This window comes from Tenacibaculum caenipelagi (genome assembly GCF_004363005.1).
Taxonomy (GTDB): Bacteria; Bacteroidota; Bacteroidia; order Flavobacteriales; family Flavobacteriaceae; genus Polaribacter; species Polaribacter caenipelagi.
This window is the reverse complement of the sequence record NZ_SNYH01000002.1, coordinates 48,181-68,758: the sequence shown is the minus strand read 5'-3', so window position 1 is coordinate 68,758 and position 20,578 is coordinate 48,181. Positions and strand designations below refer to the sequence as shown.

Genomic DNA, 20,578 nt, shown 5'->3' with positions numbered 1-20,578 from the left:
TTTTGGTAAAAATAAGTATTTTACTCAGAGTTAGCACAAACAAATTTTGGCTACATTTGTTTAAGAACTTGCATAAACCCACGTATATGAATCCGTTTGATGATGTCTACTTTATGAAAAAAGCCTTACAGGAAGCCGAAATCGCTTTTGATAAAGGAGAGGTTCCGGTGGGTGCTGTAATTGTTTTTAATAATCAGATTATAGCTAGAACACATAACTTAACAGAATTGTTAACAGATGTTACTGCGCATGCAGAAATGCAAGCATTTACAGCAGCGGCAGATTTTTTAGGCGGAAAATATTTAAAAGATTGCACGTTGTATGTTACGCTAGAGCCTTGTCAGATGTGTGCTGGGGCAAGTTACTGGACACAGATAGGGAAGATAGTGTATGGAGCGAGTGAACCGAAACTAGGTTTTTCTGTATTGCAAACTAAATTACATCCAAAAACGAAAGTAGTATCTGGGGTTTTAGAAGAAGAATGCGGGTTTTTACTGAAGAAGTTTTTTATAGAAAAGCGAAACTTAAATTAATAATCTTCATTACGAGGAGTTGAATAACGAAATAATCTCGACAAAAGATTACTTCATCTCGAAGTTCGTAATGACGACAATCAGAACAATGTTTGTTGTTTTGCTCCACTTTCGTGTTCTAATAACCACTTTTTACGCCAAACACCACCTGCATATCCTGTTAAGGAACCATCAGAACCAATAACTCTGTGACACGGAATTATTATCCAAATAGGATTTTTACCGTTAGCAGAGGCTACAGCGCGAATCGCTTTTACATCCCCTAGTTGTTTGGTTTGTTCTAAATACGTTCTGGTACTTCCAAAAGGAATGTTAAGTAATTCTTTCCAAACTGATTGTTGAAAGGTTGTTCCCTGTGGATTCAATTTTATATCAAACACTGTTCTTGTTCCAGTAAAATATTCCTTTAGTTGGGTAACACATTCTTGTAAACAAGCAGGAACATCTTTTTGAGTACTGATTGGAGTTGAGGTGTCTTCATCTAAAACAGAAATCGATTGAATTCCGTTTTCATCACCTTCAATTTTAGCAGTACCGATAGGGGTTTTATAATATGTGGTTTGTAAGTTCAATTTAATCTAACTGTTGATGTTTTTTCTTTGTCTATCTGAGCTTTTAAAATACAAATCGTTGAAAAAAGGGTACTCTTTTGAAACTTTTATTCGAATTATTTTTTTGTTTTTACAGTCTTCTAAAATACTACAATTTATACTATCCTTATGAAGTCTGGTTCTAAAAGAAAAATCTTGATTATTAAAATTATAACTAATATAAAAGTCTAAAGCTGGATAATGCCCTTCTAAAACCTTTGTTATTTTTCCATTAACATAAACTCCATCATTAATAAATTTTTTTGGGTTTAGAGGTTTTTCTGTTAATAATAGCTTACTTACATTATTTTTTTCTAGACTATAAAGAATGGGATAAAACCCAAGTTTTTCAGGAAGGAGGCTGTTTTCTTGAATTTTTTGAGAACCATTGTAAATTTTTCCACCAACAGAGTATTTGTAATGTACATAGGTTCTTGTTTTGACCGAAGAAATGTCTGTCATTAAAGCTACACTTCTGACACCCTCTTTATCTAAATTTTCATGTAGATAATCTTCATTACTTCTTGAAAATTTTAATATTATATAAGATAATATTAAAATTAAAAATATTAAATCTTGACGGAGTAATTTTCTAAACACCAAAAACTTCTTTAGAGTTCTCTGTTGTAATTTCTGAAATTTCTTGGAAAGTCAATCCATAAATGTCTACTAACTTATCTACAACCTGAGTAATATAACTACTTTCATTACGTTTGCCGCGGTAAGGAGTGGGTGCTAAGTATGGAGAATCCGTTTCTAAGACAATATGCTTGATGTCTATTTGATTTAAAAATTGGTCAATTTTTCCGTTTTTAAAAGTGGCTACACCACCAATTCCTAATTTCATATTGTATGAAATTGCTTTTTTGGCTTGTTCTAAGGTTCCAGTAAAGCAGTGAAAAATTCCGAATAAATTGGCTCCTTTTTCTGTTTCTAAAACTTCAAAAATTTCATCAAAAGCATCACGACAATGGATGACAATCGGTAGTTTTTTTTCTTTTGCCCATTGAATTTGTGTACGAAAAGCTTCTTGCTGTTGTGGTAAAAAAGTTTTATCCCAATACAAATCGATACCAATTTCACCAATTGCGTAAAAATCACGTTTGTCTAACCATTCTTTTACGTGCGCTAACTCTTCTTGGTAGTTTTCTTTTACTGAAGTTGGATGTAACCCCATCATCAAAAATACATCGTTCGGGTAGTTTTTTTCTAAATCGAACATACGTTCAGTGTAAGAACTATCAATAGCAGGAATAAAGAAACGAGAAACCCCAGCATCTTTTGCGCGTTGTATCATTTCATTTCTGTCTTCATCAAATTGGCTTGAGTATAAGTGGGTATGTGTATCGGTTATCATTTTTTGTTATTATGTCATTGCGAGGAAGTAATGACGAAGCAATCTGTTTATAAAGATTACTTTACTTTGTTCGTAATGACGTATTTTTGTGCAAAAGTACAAGAAATGGCAAGTTTGAAAAAAGTATTACGAAAAAAGAAATACATCAAAATAAAACTCAAAAAAATGGTGACAAACCACTTGGAGTTAACTGCTGAAATAAATGGGGTAAAGGGAACCTTTATTCTAGATACCGGAGCGTCTAATTCTTGTGTTGGATTGGATTTAATTGAGCGTTTTAAACTTATTTCTGAAGAAAGTGATGTAAAAGCGGCTGGAGCTGGAGCGACGGATATGGATACGCATAAGTCTGAAAATAATTCATTGGTAATAGGGAAATGGAGAGACAATCAATGTGATTTGGTGTTGTTTGATTTAACTCATGTAAATACTGCTTTAAAACAACATGATGCTGATGAGGTAGATGGAATTATAGGAGCAGATATTTTAGAAGCAGGAAAAGCATTTATCGACTATAACAAAAAAACATTGTACTTAAAGAAGCCTAAAAAGAAGAAAGTTAGAAAATTAAAAGTCCCTTTTTAATATAGGTTTCAAAGTAGAGACTTCAATGTATGAGATTTCTCACTCGTTGTTCTCGATTCGAAATCGATGACTTATAGAAAACAAAAATCCGTAAGAAATTTCTTACGGATTTTTTTATACTTGACTGTTTAAGTTAATTAACTTAGAACTTCTTTAATTCTTTTGATAGCTTCTCGTAATTGTAACTCAGAAGCAGCATACGATAAGCGTACACAGTTTGGAGCACCAAAAGCCTCACCTGTTACTGTAGCTACATTTGCTTCTTCTAACAATAACATAGAAAAATCGTTGGCATCTTTAATTTCTTTTCCGCGGATAGTTTTTCCAAAGAAATCAGAAATGTTTGGGAAAATATAAAAGGCACCTTCAGGTACGTTTAATTTAAATCCGTCGATTTCACCTAATAACTGTAATACTAAATCTCTACGGTTTTTAAACTCATCTACCATGTATTGTACCTTTTCAGGAGATGCTTTTACGGCAGTAATTGCAGCACGTTGTGCAATACAGTTAGTTCCTGAAGTAATTTGACCTTGCATTTTTGTACACGCTTTAGCAATCCACTCAGGAGCTCCTATGTAACCAATCCTCCATCCCGTCATGGCAAAAGCTTTTGCTAACCCGTTAACAGTAATAGTACGATCATACATGTTTTCTATAGCAGCAAAACTAAACGGTTTCGTTCCGTAGTTGATATGCTCGTAAATTTCATCGGATAAAATATAAATATCTGGATATTTTTCTAATACTTTAGCCAAAGCACGATATTCTTCTTCGCTATAAATTGTTCCACTCGGGTTATTTGGCGAGTTAAAGAAAATCATTTTTGTTTTTGGTGAAATAGCAGCTTCTAATTGTTCTGGAGTGATTTTAAAATCATTTTCAATAGAAGAAGGAATTTCTGTATAGGTTGCTTCGCATAAAGTAGCGATAGCAGAATAACTTACCCAATATGGTGCTGGTAATAACACTTCATCACCAGGGTTTAATAATACTTGAGCTACATTAGCAATTGATTGCTTTGCTCCTGTAGAAACTACTATTTGATTTGGGTTGTATGTTAAGTTGTTATCGCGTTTAAACTTTTCGCAAATAGCTTCTTTTAACTCTACATATCCGTCAACTGGAGTATAAGCGTTGTAATTTTGATTAATGGCTTCAATAGCAGCATCTTTAATAAAATCAGGAGTGTTAAAATCTGGTTCTCCTAAACTTAAACTGATAATATCTCTACCCTCAGCTTTCAATTCTCTTGCTTTAGCAGCCATAGCCAAAGTTTGAGATACAGGTAAACTGTTAATTCTGTTTGATAATGCGTTTGACATTGTGTTGTTATGTTGTATGTTGATTTATGCTAATTGTGGCTTTTTTCCTAATTCAGATAAATGTTTAAAATGCTCGATAACTGCTTTACGTGTAGTTTTGTATTCGTTATAAGGAAGGTTAAATTCCTTAGCAGTTTCTTTAACAATTTTAGCTAATTTATCGTAGTGAATATGCGATATGTGTGGGAAAATATGGTGTTCTACTTGATGATTTAAACCACCTGTATAAAAATTAATAAACCAGTTTTTAGGTGCAAAGTTTGAAGTGGTATATAATTGATGAATAGCCCAAGTATTCTTTATATTTCCATCTTCATCAGGTAAAGGAGTTTCTGTTTTAGGAACAATGTGTGCTAATTGAAAAACAACACTTAAAATAATACCAGCAGTGTAGTGCATTACAAAAAATCCAATTAATACCTTCCACCAAGCAACATTCATAACTGCGATTGGTAATACAATCCAAAGTACATAATAAATAACTTTAGAAACTACTAATTTGGTCCATTCTTTAGCTGGATTTGGAAATTCACCATATGATAGTTTACGCTTTAAATAACTATGCATTTGTTTAAAATCGGTGGTAATTGCCCAGTTAATAGTTAACAATCCGTATAAAAAGATTGAGTAATATTTTTGGAACCTGTGAATCCATAACCATTGTGAGTGTTTAGAAAAGCGAATAATTCTACCAGCATCCATGTCTTCATCATGATCTTGAATGTTTGTATAGGTATGGTGTAATACATTGTGTTGTACTTTCCAGTTATATACGTTACCTGCTAAAATATAAATACTACTTCCAAAAAGTTTATTTACCCATTTTTTACTTGAAAAAGATTCGTGGTTAGCATCGTGCATTACATTCATTCCTACTCCTGCCATTCCAATTCCCATTAAAACAGTTAGGGCTAATTTTATCCATTGCGACATATCTATCGTTAAAATTAATATGAATGGAATAATAAAAGTAGCTAACATAATTATAGCTTTGGAATATAATTTCCAGTTACCTGTACGTTTAATATTGTTTTCTTTAAAGTAGGTATTAACTCTTTTATTTAGAGTTCTAAAAAACTTAGTTTTATCTATCCTTGAGAAGTTTACTGTCTTCATTTGTTGTTTGTTTGTGTCGCAAAAATAAACGTTTTTGCTTCATGGTTATTGCTAAAGCCTAACTTTTTAACTAGATTAATATCTTTTGCATAAAAATTAACAATACCAATTAGTTTTTTATTTTTGCAAAGGAAAAAATCACTTCATGGAACTTATAAAAAAATACTTTGACAATTTATCAGAAACGCAGTTAGAACAATTATCTAAGTTGCAAGAATTATACCAAGATTGGAACTTGAAAATTAATGTTGTTTCTCGTAAAGATATTGATGAGTTGTATTTACGTCATGTTTTACATTCGCTAGGAATTGCTAAGGTGATGGAGTTTCAACCTGGAGCAAAAGTAATGGATGTAGGTACTGGAGGAGGTTTTCCAGGAATTCCTTTGGCAATCTTATTTCCTGAAACTCAATTTCACTTGGTAGATTCTATCGGAAAAAAAATTAAAGTGGTAAATGAAGTGGTTGAGGGCTTAGGGTTACAAAATGTGAAAACGACTCACGGACGCGTTGAAGAAGTAGATGAGACTTACGATTTTATTGTAAGTAGAGCTGTAGCGCAGATGGAAACATTTCACCGTTGGGTAAAGGATAAAGTGCAGAAGAAACAAAACCATGCACTTAAAAACGGAATTTTATATTTAAAAGGAGGCGACCTTACGGAAGAACTTGCGAATTTCCCTAAAGCCACCATTTATGATTTACCTAACTTTTTTGAAGAAGATTTCTTCGAAACAAAAAAAGTGGTGCATTTACCTATAAAATATAAAGGTTAATGTTTTATTGAGGAAAATACATATTGCATTTCTGAAGCTATTTCTAAACTGCGCTCTAAGTATTTTTCTTTTTCTAAAGATGTTCCGTCATATAATTTTGGGTCTTCATAAGTAACGGGTACTCTTTTATCAGCACCAGCAATAAAAGGACATCCTTCATCAGCTTGTGAACAAGTCATGATAGCGAAAAATCTTGATGTTGGATTAAAACCATCATCATACTTTTTAGAAAAACCTATAATAGGGGGTATATTATCAGCATACTTTACCGCGTAAATAGGATTAGTTCCATTAGATAATTGTTGAATTTGAAATCCGTTATCAACTAATGTTTTTACCACTGTTGAATTCATGGCAGTAGCTTCAGTTCCTCCAGAAAAACTATGTACATTCAAAACTTTATAATGATGTGCCATGGTTTGTGCCCATACTTGTGATAAATGACTTCGTCTTGAATTATGTGTACAAATAAAATTCAGATTTATTACTTCCTTATTATTGAGTTTTTCTTGAATGTAATTGATAAGAGGCTGTAAAATTTCTTTTCGCTCTTCTGAAACAGTTGGTAAATTCGAAAGAGTTTGCTGTATTTCAGAAAATAGTAATGAGGTAAGTGTCTTCATATTAGCAGCATCCTGAGTTAGGTGTACAACAAGCTTCCGTTTGTTTTTGTAAATCTGATAATCGCACTCTAGGTTTTTCTGATGGAATTCCGCAACTACTTTTTGCTAAGCAATCGGTTTGTTTGGTGGTTAATAGGAAGTTTGTTCCGTCAAAATCCAATCCGTATTTACCAATGGTGCTTCCTTGGTATTCCACTTCGATTCTTAAATCAGGAGAAATGTGTAACACTTTTTCTGATAGTTCTATGATGTGGATTAACTTTTCAGGGTGTAATCGATGGTCATAATCATCGGCATCCCATAATTGAAAATTTACGACTTCTTCGTCTCTAATAGTGCCTCCGCAGTCAATAAAGTTTTTGGTGATTTTTCCTACTTCGGTTACGTGAAAGTGATTAGGGACTAAACTTCCATCAGGTAATTGAAAAGCGATGGTTTTTAATGTACTTAAATGTTGTTTAATTTCTGAGAGTTTCATGGTATTTACATTTATTGTAATATTACGATTAATGGATTCAAATTTTTTTAGCAACAACTCTGGTTATTCATATCAAGGTTTAAAAAAGAAGAAAGTAAGGTTTTAATTTCTTTCCATGTTGATGGATTGATGCAATAGCAAACGCTAGTTCCTTCAATAGTTCCTTTAATGATACCAACTTTTTTTAATTCTTTTAAATGCTGCGAAATAGTAGGTTGCGCCAAACCGATTTCATTTACCAAATCACCACAAACACAAGAATTCAATTTGAATAAGTGTTGTATAATAGCGATACGAGCTGGATGCCCTAATACTTTCGCAATCGTAGCTAATTGATTTTGCTCTTCAGTAAATATTTCTGATTTGGTTAATCCCATTGATTCATTATTATATTGCAATATTACGATTAATAAATAAAAGCCACAACATTTTATCTTATTTTTTTAATAAAAGGTTTAATACCAGCGTTTTTTCTTCTTTTTAGAAGCTTCTGATTTTCTTCCTTTTTTGTGTTTACTAACAGTATTGGGTTGTTTTTTAGGCTTAGGTTTAGCTAAAGGAAATGGATGGTCTTCTACAATTTTTATAGTTCTATCCATAAATTCTTGAATAGCTTTGATGTAAGAAGTTTCATCGGCACTACACAATGAAAAGGCAATTCCAGATTTACCAGCTCTACCTGTTCTACCAATTCTATGCACGTAAGTTTCAGGAATGTTGGGTAAGTCAACATTAATTACAGCATCTACTTTGCTAACGTCAATTCCACGAGCAGCAACATCCGTAGCAATTAAAATATTGGCTTTGTTGTTTTTGAAATCCTCTATAGCTTGATTTCGTAGATTCTGAGACTTGTCACCATGTACACTGGTTGCTTTGTATCCGTTTTTTTGAAGTGTTTTTTCGAGTTTATCAACCCCAAATTTGGTACGACGAAATATAATAATTCGACCTTTTATGGTGTTGCGTAATAAGTGCAAACACAAATCGACCTTATGTTTTTTTGGTGTGTAATACAGTAACTGACCGATATTTGTTGCCGTAGTTTCAGCAGGCGAAATATCTACCTTTTCAGGATTGCGTAGCATCGATTTTGCTAAATCACTTACCTTTTCAGGTATCGTTGCAGAAAAAAGTAAGGTTTGCTTTTTACGTGGACATAATTCTTCAATCTTTTGAACGTCTTCAATAAAGCCCATATCTAGCATTAAATCAGCTTCATCTAGCACCAATGTTTTTAGTTGACGAACATCAATACTACCTTGTTTGTGTAAATCGATAAAACGACCAGGGGTAGCAATTAAAATATCGATACCTTTTTCCAAAACATCTTTTTGAGGCTGGATAGCAACACCACCATAAATAACCGTAGTTCTTAAATTAGTGTATTTGCTATAGGTTTTAAAGTTATCTTGAATTTGAATCGCTAATTCACGAGTAGGGCTTACCACTAACGCTTTTATCTTTTTGGCTCTTTTTTCAACATCAGCTTCTTCAGAAAGCTCTTGAATAATAGGCAACGCAAAAGCAGCTGTTTTACCTGTACCTGTTTGAGCAGCTACAATCACATCTTTTTTATCGAGTACTAACGGAATTACTTCTTGTTGTACTAAAGTTGGTTTGTGGTGTCTTTCTTCGGTAAGTGCTTTTAAGATAGACTTGTTAAGTTGTAGGTCTGAAAACTGCATCAAATATTTTTTTGCAAAGGTAGGCTAAAAGGAATGATATTATAAGGTTTACCAATAAGTTAAAATATATCCTAACATAGCGCCTCCTAAAACGATAAAAGCACTATTTAATTTTTTTAAATAAAAAACAGCTACTAGGCTTATAATAGCAATAACAATAGTACGCCAATCAGTTATGGTATCTTTTGCCATTTCAATACAGACAGCAATTATCAGAGCCACGACAGCTACATTTACAGCATCTAGAATAGCACCAATAAGCTTCGATTTCCTCATTTTAGGAATCAACGGATTTAAAACTAAAACAAAAAAGAAGGATGGTAAAAATATCCCTACAGTTGCTGCAAGTGCGCCAGTTATTCCATTCATTTGCCAACCAATAAAAGTAGCGGTAGATAAAACAGGACCTGGAGTTATTTGTCCTACAGCAACTGCATCTATTAGTACTTGTCTTGAAAGCCATCCGTTAGCAACCAATTCTGCATCTAAAAAAGCAAATAATACATAACCACTTCCGTATAAGATTGCTCCAACTTTTAAAAAGGTAAATAAAATTTTCAGATTGTTAACTTGAAGCGTTTCACTCGCCTGAAATATAAAAAAAGGAAGTATGCTGGTTAAATTATTACGGTTTTGGTTGAAAAAATAGAGTAACGCACCTAGTAAGCCACAGCCAAATAAAGCTGCTATTTCGTTAACACCTAAAAGGCAGGCAACTAAAGTAATTAACCCTAAAATAGCTAAAGATGTATTCTTTACAGCTTTTTTACCTAATCGATAAGCTGCCATAACAATAATGGCGATTACTGCGGGTTTTATTCCGTAGATAAAAGGTTCAACTTTAGGAAGCTGACCATATTCTTGGTATAACCACGCAACTATTGATGTAATTACTACGGCAGGAAAAATAAAACAAAAGCCAGCTACAATTAACCCTTTCCAACCAGCTCTTTCATGTCCGCAATGCATGGTCATTTCAGTAGAGTTGGGGCCTGGTATTAAATTGGTAGCTCCCATTAAATCTAGAAAATGTTGCTGAGTCATCCATTTTCTTTTTTTAACAACTTCATCTTCCATCATGGCAATATGCGCAGCAGGTCCGCCAAAAGCAATACAACCTAGTTTAAAAAATAGTTTGGCGACTTCTTTAAGTTGAGTTTTTTGTGACATTTTAAAGTGTTAGAAAAATAGATTTTAGTGGTTTTTGGAGGTAAATTTAAATAAAAGTACACTGGTTAAAGCTTTTTTACACTTTTTTGACAATTGATTTACACTTTTAACGGAAGGTTGCGATAGTTTTGATGAAAACTTTAAAAACGAATATTATGAAAACCATTAAAAATAGAATTTTGTTAGTTGGGGCGTTATTAACTATTGTTTTGATTAGCGGGTTTGCTAAAAGTACTTCAACAGTTACACCAAAAGAGGAAAAAAAGGTGATAGAAACTGTAAAAAATCAAACAATCAATATGTTTGTAACACATGGACATTGTAGTACACCGTTTGGAGGTATTGTAGACGATTTAAAAGTAGATATTCCTGTGCGAATGGATGCTGGAAATCCGTTAGAAAACATGCGTATTTCTTTTGAAGTTGATCCAAACTCATTTAGAGCATGTAGAGGTGATGTTGCTGATTTAACCAAAAGAGTTAAAACCAAAGGAGTGTTTATTAGCGATAACAACGAAAAAATAAGGTTTAAAACGACCAATGTGTATGTGATGGGAGTAGATTGGTATCAAATTAATGGAGTGATGTCTATTAAAGGAGTGGAAAGAGAAGTGAAGTTTTTTGCAACAGGAATTAGAGATTCATACAAAAGCATGTCTAGCGAACTGGTATTACAAGGTCAAGTGAATTTATTGGACTGGGGTATTGATTATGATAAGCTAGTAAACGGACAATCATTAGATGTACCAACAAAATGGTTGTATTTGAATATGAAAATTGAGTTGAGTTAATAAGCCTATGAAACCCAAAATAGTATCTAGATACTATTTTGGGTTTAGCTAATGTTTTTATGTGGCTGAGTGTAGTATTTATTTTAACTTGTATCGTTCTTTGAATTTCTTTACATACGTGTTTTTATTATCAATACTATCTTTATACCCTAAATCCATTTCAGTGATTAACTCATTTTGAATCTCTTGAGTAAAGTCTAGAAAGTCCCATCTTTTTGGAAAGTCATTAAATGGAAGTTTTATAATTTTATGTGGATTGGTTAGGATGTTTTCAGCTATTGAAGTATAAACAGCTATGAAAGTTCCTATCTTTTCTTTCAACTCTTTTTTGGGTAAGTAAGAGTTGTTTAAGACAAACAATCGTGTAAGTTTATTTTGTAAATCTATATTTTCTGATACTTCCCTTAAAACTTTTACCTGCCTTAAATATTTTTCTTTTTCAGATTCATTTTTCGTTTCCGAAATAATGTCATTTTTAAAATGATTAGTGTCTTCAAAATATTGATAATTACCCACAAGAATATGAGTTATTTCAAGCATTTCTTCTAATTTTTCAATTCGTAATTGTCTTTTTTCTATTCTCGAGTTTTGTATGTAGGCGATTATTGAAATTACAATAGCAGTTATTGAAATTATCCCAGTTACATAATCGTTTATTTCCATTTTAGTTATTGAATTTAGGTATTTTGTATTGTATATAATTTTTCAGGAATATGAATCCGTTTTAATAATTTATAATCAACGTCAATCAAGTTAGTTTAAATCGTATAAAAAATCAAACCTAAAAAATAGACTGTTCAGAAAGTGTGGTAAACTCTTCTAAAAAGCGCATGCCTCTATACGAGTTTCCTTTTTTGTTCAATTTAGGACTCCATACAGCAATGGCGTATTGGTTAGGGTGTATGGCAATAATACCACCACCAACACCACTTTTTCCTGCCAATCCAACTTTAAAAGCAAATTCACCCGATTCGTCATAAAACCCACAGGTTTGCATTAGCGCATTAATTCTCTTCGATTGACTTTTAGTTAGTATTTGTTCGCCCTGTCTGGTTTGTCCGTTATTGGCTAAGAAGAAAAACAATTCAGAAAGTTGCTCGCACGTCAATTCCAGCGAACATAAATCGAAATAGAAATCGAGTACTTCTTGAGGGGCGTTATGAATGTTTCCGTAGGATTTAATAAAATTACACAAAGCAACATTTCTATATCCTACCGATTTTTCAGAAGCTGCAATTTTTGCAGAGTAGTCAATGTCTTTATTTGTCGAAAGGCTCTTGATAAAATTTAATAAATCTTCCTTCGGGTTTACCAAACTGCTAATTAAAATATCGGCAATTACAATAGCACCTGCGTTGATAAACGGATTTCTAGGAATACCATTATCCGTTTCCAGTTGTATCAATGAGTTAAAACTATTACCAGATGGTTCTACACCCAATCTGTCCCAAATAGATTCACCAAGATGTTTGTATGCCAAACAAAGTGATAATACCTTAGCAATACTTTGAATAGAGAACTTTTCTTGAAAGTCTCCTAAACCAAAATTGGTATTGGAAATGGTTGATATGTGTACGCCAAATTTTTCAGGGTCAATTGTAGCTAATTCGGGGATATACGTAGCTAACTCACCTATGTTTTCAATAGGAGCTATTTTTTGATATACCGTTTCAAGTATTTCTTTGTAATCCATTGTTTTTAAATCTAACGAACAGTTGGTAAACGAAATTAGTTGAATTCTGTTTGAAAACAAATAAAAAAGCAACCTCATTTGAGGTTGCTTTTAGTTTATATAAAGATTCCTTGTTAGGAATATATTATCCTAAGAAAGGGTAACGGTAATCAGTTGGAGAAACAAATGTTTCTTTGATTAAACGAGGAGATACCCAACGTAATAAGTTTTGAGCAGATCCTGCTTTATCGTTTGTTCCTGAAGCTCTTGCTCCACCAAATGGTTGTTGTCCTACAACAGCACCTGTTGGTTTGTCATTCACGTAGAAGTTACCAGCACAGTTTTCTAAAGCTTTAGTAGCTTCTGCAATCGCATAACGATCTGTAGAGAATACAGCACCAGTTAAAGCGTATTCAGAAGTTCCGTCAACTAATTTTAAAGTATCAGCCCAATCTGCATCTTCGTATACATAAATAGTTACTACAGGACCGAATAATTCAGTTTCCATAGTAGTATATTTAGGGTTGGTAGTTAAGATAACAGTTGGCTCAATAAAGTATCCTTTTGACTTATCGTAGTTACCACCAGCAAAAATCTCAGCATCAGCATCTGCTTTAGCTTGGTCGATATACTTTGCTAACTTATCAAAAGAACCTTCGTGAATTACCGCAGTAATAAAGTTACTCATATCTTCTGGAGAACCCATTTTAAAAGAAGCGATATCTTCTTTTACATAGTTTAAAGTTTCTTCAGCTAATGATTTTGGTAAGTATACTCTTGAGGCTGCAGAACATTTTTGACCCTGAAATTCAAAAGCACCACGAGAAATACCTGTAGCTACTTGTTTTGGATTAGCAGAAGGGTGTGCAATGATAAAATCTTTACCTCCAGTTTCACCTACAATTCTTGGGTATGTTTTGTATGTGTGAATGTTTTCACCAATCTTTTTCCAGATTTCTTTGAATACATATGTAGAACCAGTAAAGTGGATTCCAGCAAAATCAGGAGACGATAAAACTACATCAGTAATTTCAACAGGATCACCATAAATTACATTGATAACACCGTCTGGTACACCAGCTTCTTTAAATACATCTACAATTACTTTAGCAGAGAAAATTTGACTATCAGATGGTTTCCATACTACAACATTCCCCATCATTGCAGCTGATGCAGGTAAGTTTGCAGCAATTGCAGTAAAGTTAAATGGAGTAATTGCGTATACAAATCCTTCTAACGGACGGTACTCAACACGGTTCCAAATTCCGTCGTCAGAGTTTGGTTGCTCGTTGTAAATTTCTGACATGTATTCTACATTAAAACGTAAAAAGTCAATCAACTCACAAGCTGCATCAATCTCAGCTTGGTGAACAGTTTTTGATTGTGCAATCATTGTAGCAGCGTTAATCTTTGCACGGTAAGGACCAGCAATTAACTCAGCAGCACGTAAAAAGATAGCAGCTCTTTGTTCCCATGGCATTTGTGCCCACTCAGTACGAGCTTCTAAAGCATTAGCAATAGCTTTTTCAGCATGAGATCTATCTCCAATATGATATTGACCTACCACGTGTTGGTGATCGTGTGGAGGAGTCATGTTACGAGTATTTCCTGTTCTAACTTCTTCGTTACCGATATACATTGGTACATCTACAGATCCGTTAAAATATTCTTTGTATTGTTTTGAAACCGCTTCACGCTCTGGAGATCCAGGAGCATATCCTTTTACGGGTTCGTTAATGGCAGTTGGTACGTGAAAAAATCCTTTTCCCATTTGTATGTTGTTTGTTGAATTAAATTTCTTTCTTTGTTATAGAAAAGTCTATATAAATTTTCTAGACGTACAAAGTTACGGTTATTTTGGAAATATTTAAATGGACATAAGGCTGGAATTATATAAAAGGAAAATAACATGTGTACGGTAACTTATTTACCTTTAGGGAATAAAGATTTTATATTAACTTCTAATAGAGATGAAGATCCAATACGAAGAACGATTTCTCCAAAAACTTATGTTGAAAATGGGATAAGATTAACCTATCCTAAAGATGAATTAGCAGGAGGAACGTGGATTGGTGTTAGTGAAAAAAAACGATTGATTTGTTTGTTGAATGGTGGGTTTACTAAGCATCAAAGAGCAGAGTCGTATCGAATGAGTAGAGGAGTAATTGTAAAACAATTATTAAAGGTTGACGATCCTGTTGAAATCATTAACCACTTTGATTTTGAAGGAATAGAGCCTTTTACTATTGTGTTGGTTGATTGGGCTACTGAGTTAAAAGCGTACGAGTTGGTTTGGGATGTGAAAGGGAAACATTTTAAAGAGTTAGATAATGAGCCAAAAATATGGTCGTCTTCTACATTGTATGATGAGAATATGAAAGAATTAAGAAAACAGTGGTTTGCAGATTGGTTAACAGAATATCCAATATATGAGCAATCAAATATCATTGATTTTCATCAAGATGAAACCAAAGGAACTCCTGAAATTTCTATAAAAATGAAGCGAAGTTATGTAGAAACTGTAAGTACTACGTGTATCATTAAGAAAGAAGATGAAGTTACTATGGAATATTATGATATTTTAGAGGAAAATAATAAAACAGCAGTTAAAATTACTGGGGCTTAAGAAAGGCTTTTGGTATATTTGCAAAAAAATATGATGAATAAAAAACTGCTATTATTTCTTTCTTTAACATCACTTTTTTTATTTACTAGTTGCTTTGAGTTTGTTGAAGAAGTAACTTTTAATAAAGATGGTTCTGGAAGTGCTGTATTAACTATTAACTTAAGTAAAAGTAAAACGAAGTTAGCTTCTATCATGTTATTAGATAGTGTGAATGGGTATAAAGTGCCTTCTAAAGCCATAATTAGAAGTAAAGTGAACGAAATAGTTCGTAAAATACAACAAACAAAAGGGGTGCGTAATGTGAAAAACACCTTAGATTTTAATGAATTTATTGTGACTGTTTCGTGTGATTTTGACAATGTTGAAGCGTTAAATGAAGTAATCTCAAATTTCAGTTCAAAAAAGCAAGCCGAGGTAATAAAAAAGAATAAGCATTTCACATTCAATAAGAAAAGCAAAACCTTTACACGTAGTCATCACTTTGATTTAGGAAAAGAGTTCCAAAAAACAAAAATGCAAGACCGTAAAGTTTTCGAAACTGCAACCTACACAAGTGTGTATCGATTTGAAACTCCAATACAGACAAGTGCGAATAAACAGGCAAGAATATCAAAAAGTAAAAAAGCTATTATGTTGCATTTACAAGCGCAAGATATAGTAGTAAATAGAGAAACGATAAAGAATAAAATACAATTAGAGAATTAAACTTAGGATGAAAAAAATTATTGCTACACTACTGTTTTTAAACACATTTACGATTTTGCAAGCTCAAGAATTAGAGACTAAAATCCCTAGTAATATAGATGTGTTAATTTCTGCAAATGCAGAAAATTTATTTAAGTTAATAAAAGTGTCTGATATTGATGAGAATGCTATCGGAAAAGAAATATTAAAAGATTTAAACAGAAAAAGGGAAGAAGATAAAGTGTCGTCTGTTGCAAATGCAGGAGTAAATATTAAAGCGAATGCATATTACTTTTTTAGTAAAACAGACAGTGTTTCGTATCATAACTTGTATGTTGAGTTAAACAACAAGCAGTTGTTTGAATCGATGTTAAGTGAAAGAGACAAGAAAAAAATTCAAAATAAAGATAACTATAGTTATATAGAAGGACGCAGTGCTTTTAAAATATGGAATGATAACTCTCTTTTAATAGTGGGTGGAGATATGTCAAGAGGATACTTTTCAGCTCACAAAGAACGCTTAGAAAAGTTGAAAGAAGAAGGAGAGTATAACTATTCGTTTAAAAAGAGAATAACCAAGGAGTGGACAAAAGAGTATGTATTAAGTGTTTTTAATAAGCGTTTTGATAACTCTATTGCTGCAAGTAATAAGTTTCTAAAAAGTAAAAAGAAAAACGCATCGGCAACACTTTGGGTTCGTAATTACGGTATGTTAATGACCGATTTGTTTAAGTCTTTTGGTGAGTATTTGTATCCTATGTATGCTGAAGGAGGAAGTCAAAATATTTATGGAGTTGAAGAAGTAACAGCTAATTTATTTTTTGATAAAAATGATGCAAGAGTTTTATTGGATATGTCGGTTAGTCCTGAGATGAAAAAATCTTTCAAAAAGATTTACAATAAAAGAATGAGCCGTAACCTAGTAAACAGCTTTGATCACGATAAAGCATTAGCTTTTTGGAGTGTATCTTTAAATACTGAAGAAACGTTAAAGCAATATCCAGAATTAGTACACAGAATGTACGGAGGTATTTTACCTAAATTTAAAGAAGAGATGGAAATTGTAGGAGACTTATTTTCTTTAATTATTGATGAAGAAGCAATAGGAAGGTTAATTACAGGAGATGCTCTTTTAGTATTGAACGATTTTTCTAAAGAAGAAGTAGAGTATACTACTTATGAATATGATAAAGACTATAAGCGTAAAGAAGTAACGAAAACGAAAGAAGAATTTATTCCTGATTTTACGTTAATGATTGGTTCTGAAGAAGAAGATTTGTTAAATAAATTTTTTAAGTTAGGAGAAAAACATCAAGCAGTAGAAATTGAAAATAACGTAGTTAAGTTTAAAACTAAAAAGTCTGATATACCTTTTGATTTATATTCAGTAGTTAAAAACGATGTGTTGTATTTAACAACGTCAAAAACTAATGCGTTAAGTATTGTTCGCGGAAATAATAATTTTAATACTAAAAAACACAATAAGTTGGTTAGAGATAATTCAACAGTGCTTTTTGTTGATGTGAATGCTGTTTTAAATAAAATTCCTAATAATTGGATGAGTAAATCGGAAAAAGAAGCAATGCGTTTTTCAACAGATAACTTAAACGACGGAGTATTTAGAGTATCTAGAATGAAAGGAAATACAATTTCTAGTGAACTAAAACTTTCTACACAGGGAAATAAAGAAAACACCTTAAAATTATTATTGGAGTTTATCAACTCGGTAGCAAAATAAGCTGAATGATAAAAAAAGTTGCATATATTTTTATAATAGGATGCTGTATTTTGGTTACGGTTGGGTTTTTTAGATATAATCCAACCGTAATTTATATTGATAAAGTACCAGTTTCTGCTGAAACAGTAGTACATGTTAATCTACGTGAAATAGAATACAATATTCTTTGCAGTTTTTTAAAACATCCATTTTCGCAATTAGATTTTGAAAGCTCATCGACAAAAAAAAGAGAGAAAAAAGAATCATTATTAGATCAGGTAGAAATTCCTAATAGCATCTTTTTTTATACTAATCAACAAGAGTTTAAGGGCTTTTTGATAAGTAATGAAATTTCTTTTAAAAAGAGTTTTGTTAAAACGTTACAAGAAGAAGGTTTTAAAGAGCAAAACATTAAAGGAGCTTCTTTTTATGTTAAAGGCAGGGTGGTTTGTGTTTTAAAAGAAAACACTTTTCAAGTATTGTGTAAGTTGGATAAAGATGCTGTGATTTCTCCAGAGTTATTAGCGTCGTTAAATAGTGAAGATTATTTTTCTAATGAAGCTCCGATTTTTGATAATATTAAAGACAAAGAAATCCCTATAGCTATAGCTACTTCTCAAGGTGATTTTTTTGAAATTATAATTGATGAAGGTCAGTTAATGCTTCGAGGTCAATTAAATGAAGAAAGCACTGCTTTTTTACCCTTTGATGCAACTCCAAGCAAAGGTTCTATTGCTATGCTTTCTGGAAAGTTGAACGCTAATCTATTAGTAGATAACTTAGGTGAAAAAGCAAAAAGTAGCTTTAAAAAGCTAACAAGTTTGTCGTTAGATTCGATTACTGGTAAATGGAATGGGGCGCTAAACTTTAATCTGTCGTCATTTATTGAAAAGTCAGATACTATAGTAAGCTATGAGTATGACGATGATTTTAATAAAGTAGAGAAAAAACAAATTCAGCATATGATAACTCCCAACGTAGTTTTAGATATAGAAGGGAAAGGGCTGTGTGGTTATTTGAATAAAAAACAAGCGATTAAGTTAGTGGAAAATGATTCGGTGTTTACATTGATGCCTTTGTTTACTACATATGTTTCTTGTAAAGAAGATGTATTGAGGTTAACTTCTGTAAAAAACCAATTCGAAAAAAAAGAAGCAGAAGAAACTAATAAATTTCTTTTTTGGTTTGATGTAGCAGCATATCAAGAAAAGGAAAGAGGAATGTATACTTTCCAAAACAAGTATTTAGATAAAATAAATACTATACAGTTTTCAGTAGCTAAGAACAATGAAGTTAAGGCTACTGTTCAGCTTAAAAACACTTCAAAAAACTTCTTTTTTCAGTTGTCTAACTAGTATAAAGCAAAAGCTGAAAGAGCTATTATTATTGCTCCAAATACTCCTAAAATAAAAAATACTATGTTAGCCAACATGTATTTTATAAATGTTTTAAAGTACCCCTGTTGGTAAAACTTTTTCATGGCTATAAAAAGATATATCATGAAGAGTAGTAGGAATACATTTAAAAAATCATCTGCTGATTTAAAAAAGTCAATTATATAAAAGACAGAAAAGAGTAGGAAAAATACTGTTTGGATATGAAAAACAAAGACTAAGTGTTCTACATAGGTATATTTTCTTCTAATATAAAAGAGTTTTAAAAATACTGTGAATAGGGGTAGTAATATAAAGAGTGATATAGAAGAGTATGATAGTAATTGGTCAGTTAGTTTCTTAAAAACCCCTTTGTCGGTTAAAAAACCGTTAATTAAAGGTGTTCTTGAGTAGGTGAATCGGTTAAAAAAAGTTTTTTCTATTTTAAGGCTATCTAAGGCGTTATCAATGGAAAGGTTTGGATGCTTTTCTTGAAACTGACACATTTCCTTAAATCTAACTTTTCTGCTACCAAACGCAAAATATGAGTTTTTTTCTTTTGTGACAAGGCTAGGTGAAGCTACAATAGAATCTTTTTGTATGGTTTTGGTTGCTTGGGAATCTGTTTTAATAGAATCTTTTTTTATATCCTCATCCATTGCACTTTTAATGGCTTTAATTAAAGTAACATCATCGCTTTCACCACCATTTTGTAATCTGTTAAACTCACTATATTTACTTGTTGCATTGATGATTAAAAAAAAGATAATAGAGGTGGCTAAATAAAATCGAAAAGGATTAGTGTATCTGCTTCGTTTCCCTTCTATATAATCTTTAGAAACTTTTCCGGGTCTTATTAGTAATGGGATAAGAGTTCGCCAAAATTTAGCGTCCCAAGAAAGAAATCCAGCAAAAATTTCTTTAAGAAAGTTTCCGAGTGTAATCTTTTTTCCACGGTTTTTTTGTCCGCATTCAGGGCAGAATTTTTCATCGTGTGAAAAAGGGTATCCGCAGTTTAAGCAATTAGGATCTTTTATAATTGCAACCTTATTTTTTTTAATCATTAGTTTAAAGTAGGAGTGGTTGTTAGTTGAAATGTTGGAATGGTTACTAAAAATTCTTTAGATGTTTCGAGGTTAATCATTTTATAATGTCCTCCCATTGCACCTGTAGAGGAAAGTAAAAAACAATTTGATTTGTAATTGTAAGTGTCGTTAGGTTTTATAGTTGGAGTTTCACCAACAACACCTTCACCTTCTACATATTCTGTATTGTTAAGTGCGTCGAATATAACCCAATAACGTTCTAGCAACTTCACAGCATCTTTTGATTTGTTTTCGATGGATATATAATAGCTAAAAGAATAATACTGTTCATAGTCTCTATGAACAGTGCCATTAAATGTAGTTTTTACTGAAATTTTTATCCCCTTAGTTACTTGCTGAAACATAGGATAAAGATAGTTCTTTTTCCGT

At 32.3% G+C, this 20,578-nt stretch carries 23 protein-coding genes; 8 read left to right on the top strand and 15 right to left on the bottom strand.

The genetic code is table 11. The annotated features are described in order from the left end of the window. Positions 1-86: 86 nt before the first annotated feature. Complete coding sequence (locus DFQ07_RS03820) at positions 87-533, top strand: nucleoside deaminase (protein WP_133534960.1); 447 nt, start codon at positions 87-89, stop codon at positions 531-533. An 80-nt stretch (positions 534-613) separates the two neighbouring features. On the opposite strand, the gene DFQ07_RS03815 is transcribed toward DFQ07_RS03820, so the two are convergent. Genes DFQ07_RS03815 through DFQ07_RS03805 form a run of 3 tightly spaced genes read right to left on the bottom strand, consistent with a single transcriptional unit; the run spans position 614 to position 2,480 of the window. Next, the gene (locus DFQ07_RS03815; protein ID WP_133534959.1) at positions 614-1,105 is read right to left on the bottom strand and encodes a methylated-DNA--[protein]-cysteine S-methyltransferase; all 492 of its coding nucleotides are present in this window, start codon (positions 1,103-1,105) and stop codon (positions 614-616) included. A 6-nt stretch (positions 1,106-1,111) separates the two neighbouring features. Beyond that, entirely contained in the window at positions 1,112-1,723 is a 612-nt protein-coding gene (locus DFQ07_RS03810) for a hypothetical protein (RefSeq protein WP_133534958.1), read from the bottom strand. Then, complete coding sequence (locus DFQ07_RS03805; RefSeq protein WP_133534957.1) at positions 1,716-2,480, bottom strand: TatD family hydrolase; 765 nt, start codon at positions 2,478-2,480, stop codon at positions 1,716-1,718. Before DFQ07_RS03805 ends, DFQ07_RS03810 begins: the two co-directional genes overlap by 8 nt. Before the next feature lie 105 nt (positions 2,481-2,585). On the opposite strand from DFQ07_RS03805, the gene DFQ07_RS03800 reads away from it, so the two are divergent. After that, a complete protein-coding gene (locus DFQ07_RS03800) occupies positions 2,586-3,065 on the top strand; it encodes a retropepsin-like aspartic protease (protein WP_133534956.1) in 480 nt (159 codons plus the stop codon). Positions 3,066-3,202: 137 nt separating this feature from the next. Here the strand turns inward: DFQ07_RS03800 and DFQ07_RS03795 are convergent, their stop codons facing one another. Together DFQ07_RS03795 and DFQ07_RS03790 are read right to left on the bottom strand one after the other, a co-directional pair. Continuing rightward, on the bottom strand, positions 3,203-4,390 hold the full coding sequence (locus DFQ07_RS03795) for a pyridoxal phosphate-dependent aminotransferase (RefSeq protein ID WP_208107666.1): 1,188 nt from the start codon (positions 4,388-4,390) through the stop codon (positions 3,203-3,205). A gap of 24 nt (positions 4,391-4,414) precedes the next feature. After that, the gene (locus DFQ07_RS03790; protein WP_133534955.1) at positions 4,415-5,506 is read right to left on the bottom strand and encodes a fatty acid desaturase family protein; all 1,092 of its coding nucleotides are present in this window, start codon (positions 5,504-5,506) and stop codon (positions 4,415-4,417) included. Between the two features lie 145 nt (positions 5,507-5,651). Here DFQ07_RS03790 and rsmG point away from each other — a divergent pair, with 145 nt between their 5' ends. Continuing rightward, positions 5,652-6,281, top strand: a complete 630-nt coding sequence (rsmG, locus tag DFQ07_RS03785) for a 16S rRNA (guanine(527)-N(7))-methyltransferase RsmG (protein ID WP_133534954.1) — start codon at positions 5,652-5,654, stop codon at positions 6,279-6,281. On the opposite strand, the gene DFQ07_RS03780 is transcribed toward rsmG, so the two are convergent. The 5 genes from DFQ07_RS03780 to chrA all read right to left on the bottom strand — a co-directional run bounded on the left by DFQ07_RS03780 (position 6,278) and on the right by chrA (position 10,240). Next, positions 6,278-6,904, bottom strand: a complete 627-nt coding sequence (locus DFQ07_RS03780) for an arsenate-mycothiol transferase ArsC (RefSeq protein WP_133534953.1) — start codon at positions 6,902-6,904, stop codon at positions 6,278-6,280. The two genes, rsmG and DFQ07_RS03780, sit on opposite strands and share 4 nt — an antisense overlap. Position 6,905: 1 nt before the next feature. After that, positions 6,906-7,382 carry a DUF6428 family protein gene (locus DFQ07_RS03775; RefSeq protein WP_133534952.1) on the bottom strand — a complete coding sequence of 159 codons (477 nt, stop codon included), beginning with the start codon at positions 7,380-7,382 and terminating at the stop codon, positions 6,906-6,908. 47 nt (positions 7,383-7,429) lie between these two features. Further along, positions 7,430-7,759, bottom strand: coding sequence for an ArsR/SmtB family transcription factor (locus DFQ07_RS03770; protein ID WP_133534951.1), 330 nt, complete (start codon positions 7,757-7,759; stop codon positions 7,430-7,432). A gap of 78 nt (positions 7,760-7,837) precedes the next feature. Continuing rightward, the gene (locus DFQ07_RS03765) at positions 7,838-9,070 is read right to left on the bottom strand and encodes a DEAD/DEAH box helicase (RefSeq protein ID WP_133534950.1); all 1,233 of its coding nucleotides are present in this window, start codon (positions 9,068-9,070) and stop codon (positions 7,838-7,840) included. 48 nt (positions 9,071-9,118) lie between these two features. After that, positions 9,119-10,240, bottom strand: a complete 1,122-nt coding sequence (gene chrA / locus DFQ07_RS03760; protein WP_133534949.1) for a chromate efflux transporter — start codon at positions 10,238-10,240, stop codon at positions 9,119-9,121. Between the two features lie 155 nt (positions 10,241-10,395). Between chrA and DFQ07_RS03755 the strand changes: the two genes are divergently transcribed. Beyond that, a complete protein-coding gene (locus tag DFQ07_RS03755; protein ID WP_166627714.1) occupies positions 10,396-11,031 on the top strand; it encodes a YceI family protein in 636 nt (211 codons plus the stop codon). Between the two features lie 78 nt (positions 11,032-11,109). Here DFQ07_RS03755 and DFQ07_RS03750 read toward each other — a convergent pair whose 3' ends face one another. The 3 genes from DFQ07_RS03750 to pruA all read right to left on the bottom strand — a co-directional run bounded on the left by DFQ07_RS03750 (position 11,110) and on the right by pruA (position 14,474). Continuing rightward, on the bottom strand, positions 11,110-11,694 hold the full coding sequence (locus DFQ07_RS03750; protein WP_133534947.1) for a hypothetical protein: 585 nt from the start codon (positions 11,692-11,694) through the stop codon (positions 11,110-11,112). Positions 11,695-11,812: 118 nt separating this feature from the next. Beyond that, the gene (locus tag DFQ07_RS03745) at positions 11,813-12,724 is read right to left on the bottom strand and encodes a glutaminase (protein ID WP_133535427.1); all 912 of its coding nucleotides are present in this window, start codon (positions 12,722-12,724) and stop codon (positions 11,813-11,815) included. A gap of 124 nt (positions 12,725-12,848) precedes the next feature. Continuing rightward, complete coding sequence (gene pruA / locus DFQ07_RS03740) at positions 12,849-14,474, bottom strand: L-glutamate gamma-semialdehyde dehydrogenase (protein ID WP_133534946.1); 1,626 nt, start codon at positions 14,472-14,474, stop codon at positions 12,849-12,851. A gap of 138 nt (positions 14,475-14,612) precedes the next feature. On the opposite strand from pruA, the gene DFQ07_RS03735 reads away from it, so the two are divergent. From DFQ07_RS03735 to DFQ07_RS03720, 4 genes are read left to right on the top strand one after another with little or no spacing between them, the layout of a single operon-like run. Then, the gene (locus DFQ07_RS03735; protein WP_133534945.1) at positions 14,613-15,329 is read left to right on the top strand and encodes an NRDE family protein; all 717 of its coding nucleotides are present in this window, start codon (positions 14,613-14,615) and stop codon (positions 15,327-15,329) included. Between the two features lie 30 nt (positions 15,330-15,359). Beyond that, positions 15,360-16,034, top strand: a complete 675-nt coding sequence (locus tag DFQ07_RS03730; RefSeq protein WP_133534944.1) for a hypothetical protein — start codon at positions 15,360-15,362, stop codon at positions 16,032-16,034. 7 nt (positions 16,035-16,041) lie between these two features. Then, positions 16,042-17,751, top strand: coding sequence for a hypothetical protein (locus DFQ07_RS03725; RefSeq protein WP_133534943.1), 1,710 nt, complete (start codon positions 16,042-16,044; stop codon positions 17,749-17,751). Between the two features lie 5 nt (positions 17,752-17,756). Beyond that, entirely contained in the window at positions 17,757-19,085 is a 1,329-nt protein-coding gene (locus DFQ07_RS03720) for a hypothetical protein (RefSeq protein ID WP_133534942.1), read from the top strand. On the opposite strand, the gene DFQ07_RS03715 is transcribed toward DFQ07_RS03720, so the two are convergent. Together DFQ07_RS03715 and apaG are read right to left on the bottom strand one after the other, a co-directional pair. Continuing rightward, complete coding sequence (locus DFQ07_RS03715) at positions 19,082-20,167, bottom strand: DUF3667 domain-containing protein (RefSeq protein WP_133534941.1); 1,086 nt, start codon at positions 20,165-20,167, stop codon at positions 19,082-19,084. The genes DFQ07_RS03720 and DFQ07_RS03715 overlap by 4 nt on opposite strands. Next, a complete protein-coding gene (apaG, locus tag DFQ07_RS03710) occupies positions 20,167-20,553 on the bottom strand; it encodes a Co2+/Mg2+ efflux protein ApaG (RefSeq protein WP_133534940.1) in 387 nt (128 codons plus the stop codon). Before apaG ends, DFQ07_RS03715 begins: the two co-directional genes overlap by 1 nt. Between the last annotated feature and the right edge of the window lie 25 nt (positions 20,554-20,578).

Coding starts and splice junctions, on each gene's coding strand:
- DFQ07_RS03790 (WP_133534955.1), bottom strand. CDS start 5,506: ATGAAGACAGTAAACTTCTCAAGGATAGATAAAACTAAGTTTTTTAGA.
- DFQ07_RS03750 (WP_133534947.1), bottom strand. CDS start 11,694: ATGGAAATAAACGATTATGTAACTGGGATAATTTCAATAACTGCTATT.
- DFQ07_RS03775 (WP_133534952.1), bottom strand. CDS start 7,382: ATGAAACTCTCAGAAATTAAACAACATTTAAGTACATTAAAAACCATC.
- DFQ07_RS03745 (WP_133535427.1), bottom strand. CDS start 12,724: ATGGATTACAAAGAAATACTTGAAACGGTATATCAAAAAATAGCTCCT.
- DFQ07_RS03795 (WP_208107666.1), bottom strand. CDS start 4,390: ATGTCAAACGCATTATCAAACAGAATTAACAGTTTACCTGTATCTCAA.
- DFQ07_RS03780 (WP_133534953.1), bottom strand. CDS start 6,904: ATGAAGACACTTACCTCATTACTATTTTCTGAAATACAGCAAACTCTT.
- rsmG (WP_133534954.1), top strand. CDS start 5,652: ATGGAACTTATAAAAAAATACTTTGACAATTTATCAGAAACGCAGTTA.
- pruA (WP_133534946.1), bottom strand. CDS start 14,474: ATGGGAAAAGGATTTTTTCACGTACCAACTGCCATTAACGAACCCGTA.
- DFQ07_RS03805 (WP_133534957.1), bottom strand. CDS start 2,480: ATGATAACCGATACACATACCCACTTATACTCAAGCCAATTTGATGAA.
- DFQ07_RS03770 (WP_133534951.1), bottom strand. CDS start 7,759: ATGGGATTAACCAAATCAGAAATATTTACTGAAGAGCAAAATCAATTA.
- DFQ07_RS03730 (WP_133534944.1), top strand. CDS start 15,360: ATGATGAATAAAAAACTGCTATTATTTCTTTCTTTAACATCACTTTTT.
- DFQ07_RS03800 (WP_133534956.1), top strand. CDS start 2,586: ATGGCAAGTTTGAAAAAAGTATTACGAAAAAAGAAATACATCAAAATA.
- DFQ07_RS03765 (WP_133534950.1), bottom strand. CDS start 9,070: ATGCAGTTTTCAGACCTACAACTTAACAAGTCTATCTTAAAAGCACTT.
- apaG (WP_133534940.1), bottom strand. CDS start 20,553: ATGTTTCAGCAAGTAACTAAGGGGATAAAAATTTCAGTAAAAACTACA.
- DFQ07_RS03820 (WP_133534960.1), top strand. CDS start 87: ATGAATCCGTTTGATGATGTCTACTTTATGAAAAAAGCCTTACAGGAA.
- DFQ07_RS03755 (WP_166627714.1), top strand. CDS start 10,396: ATGAAAACCATTAAAAATAGAATTTTGTTAGTTGGGGCGTTATTAACT.
- DFQ07_RS03735 (WP_133534945.1), top strand. CDS start 14,613: ATGTGTACGGTAACTTATTTACCTTTAGGGAATAAAGATTTTATATTA.
- DFQ07_RS03720 (WP_133534942.1), top strand. CDS start 17,757: ATGATAAAAAAAGTTGCATATATTTTTATAATAGGATGCTGTATTTTG.
- chrA (WP_133534949.1), bottom strand. CDS start 10,240: ATGTCACAAAAAACTCAACTTAAAGAAGTCGCCAAACTATTTTTTAAA.
- DFQ07_RS03725 (WP_133534943.1), top strand. CDS start 16,042: ATGAAAAAAATTATTGCTACACTACTGTTTTTAAACACATTTACGATT.
- DFQ07_RS03715 (WP_133534941.1), bottom strand. CDS start 20,167: ATGATTAAAAAAAATAAGGTTGCAATTATAAAAGATCCTAATTGCTTA.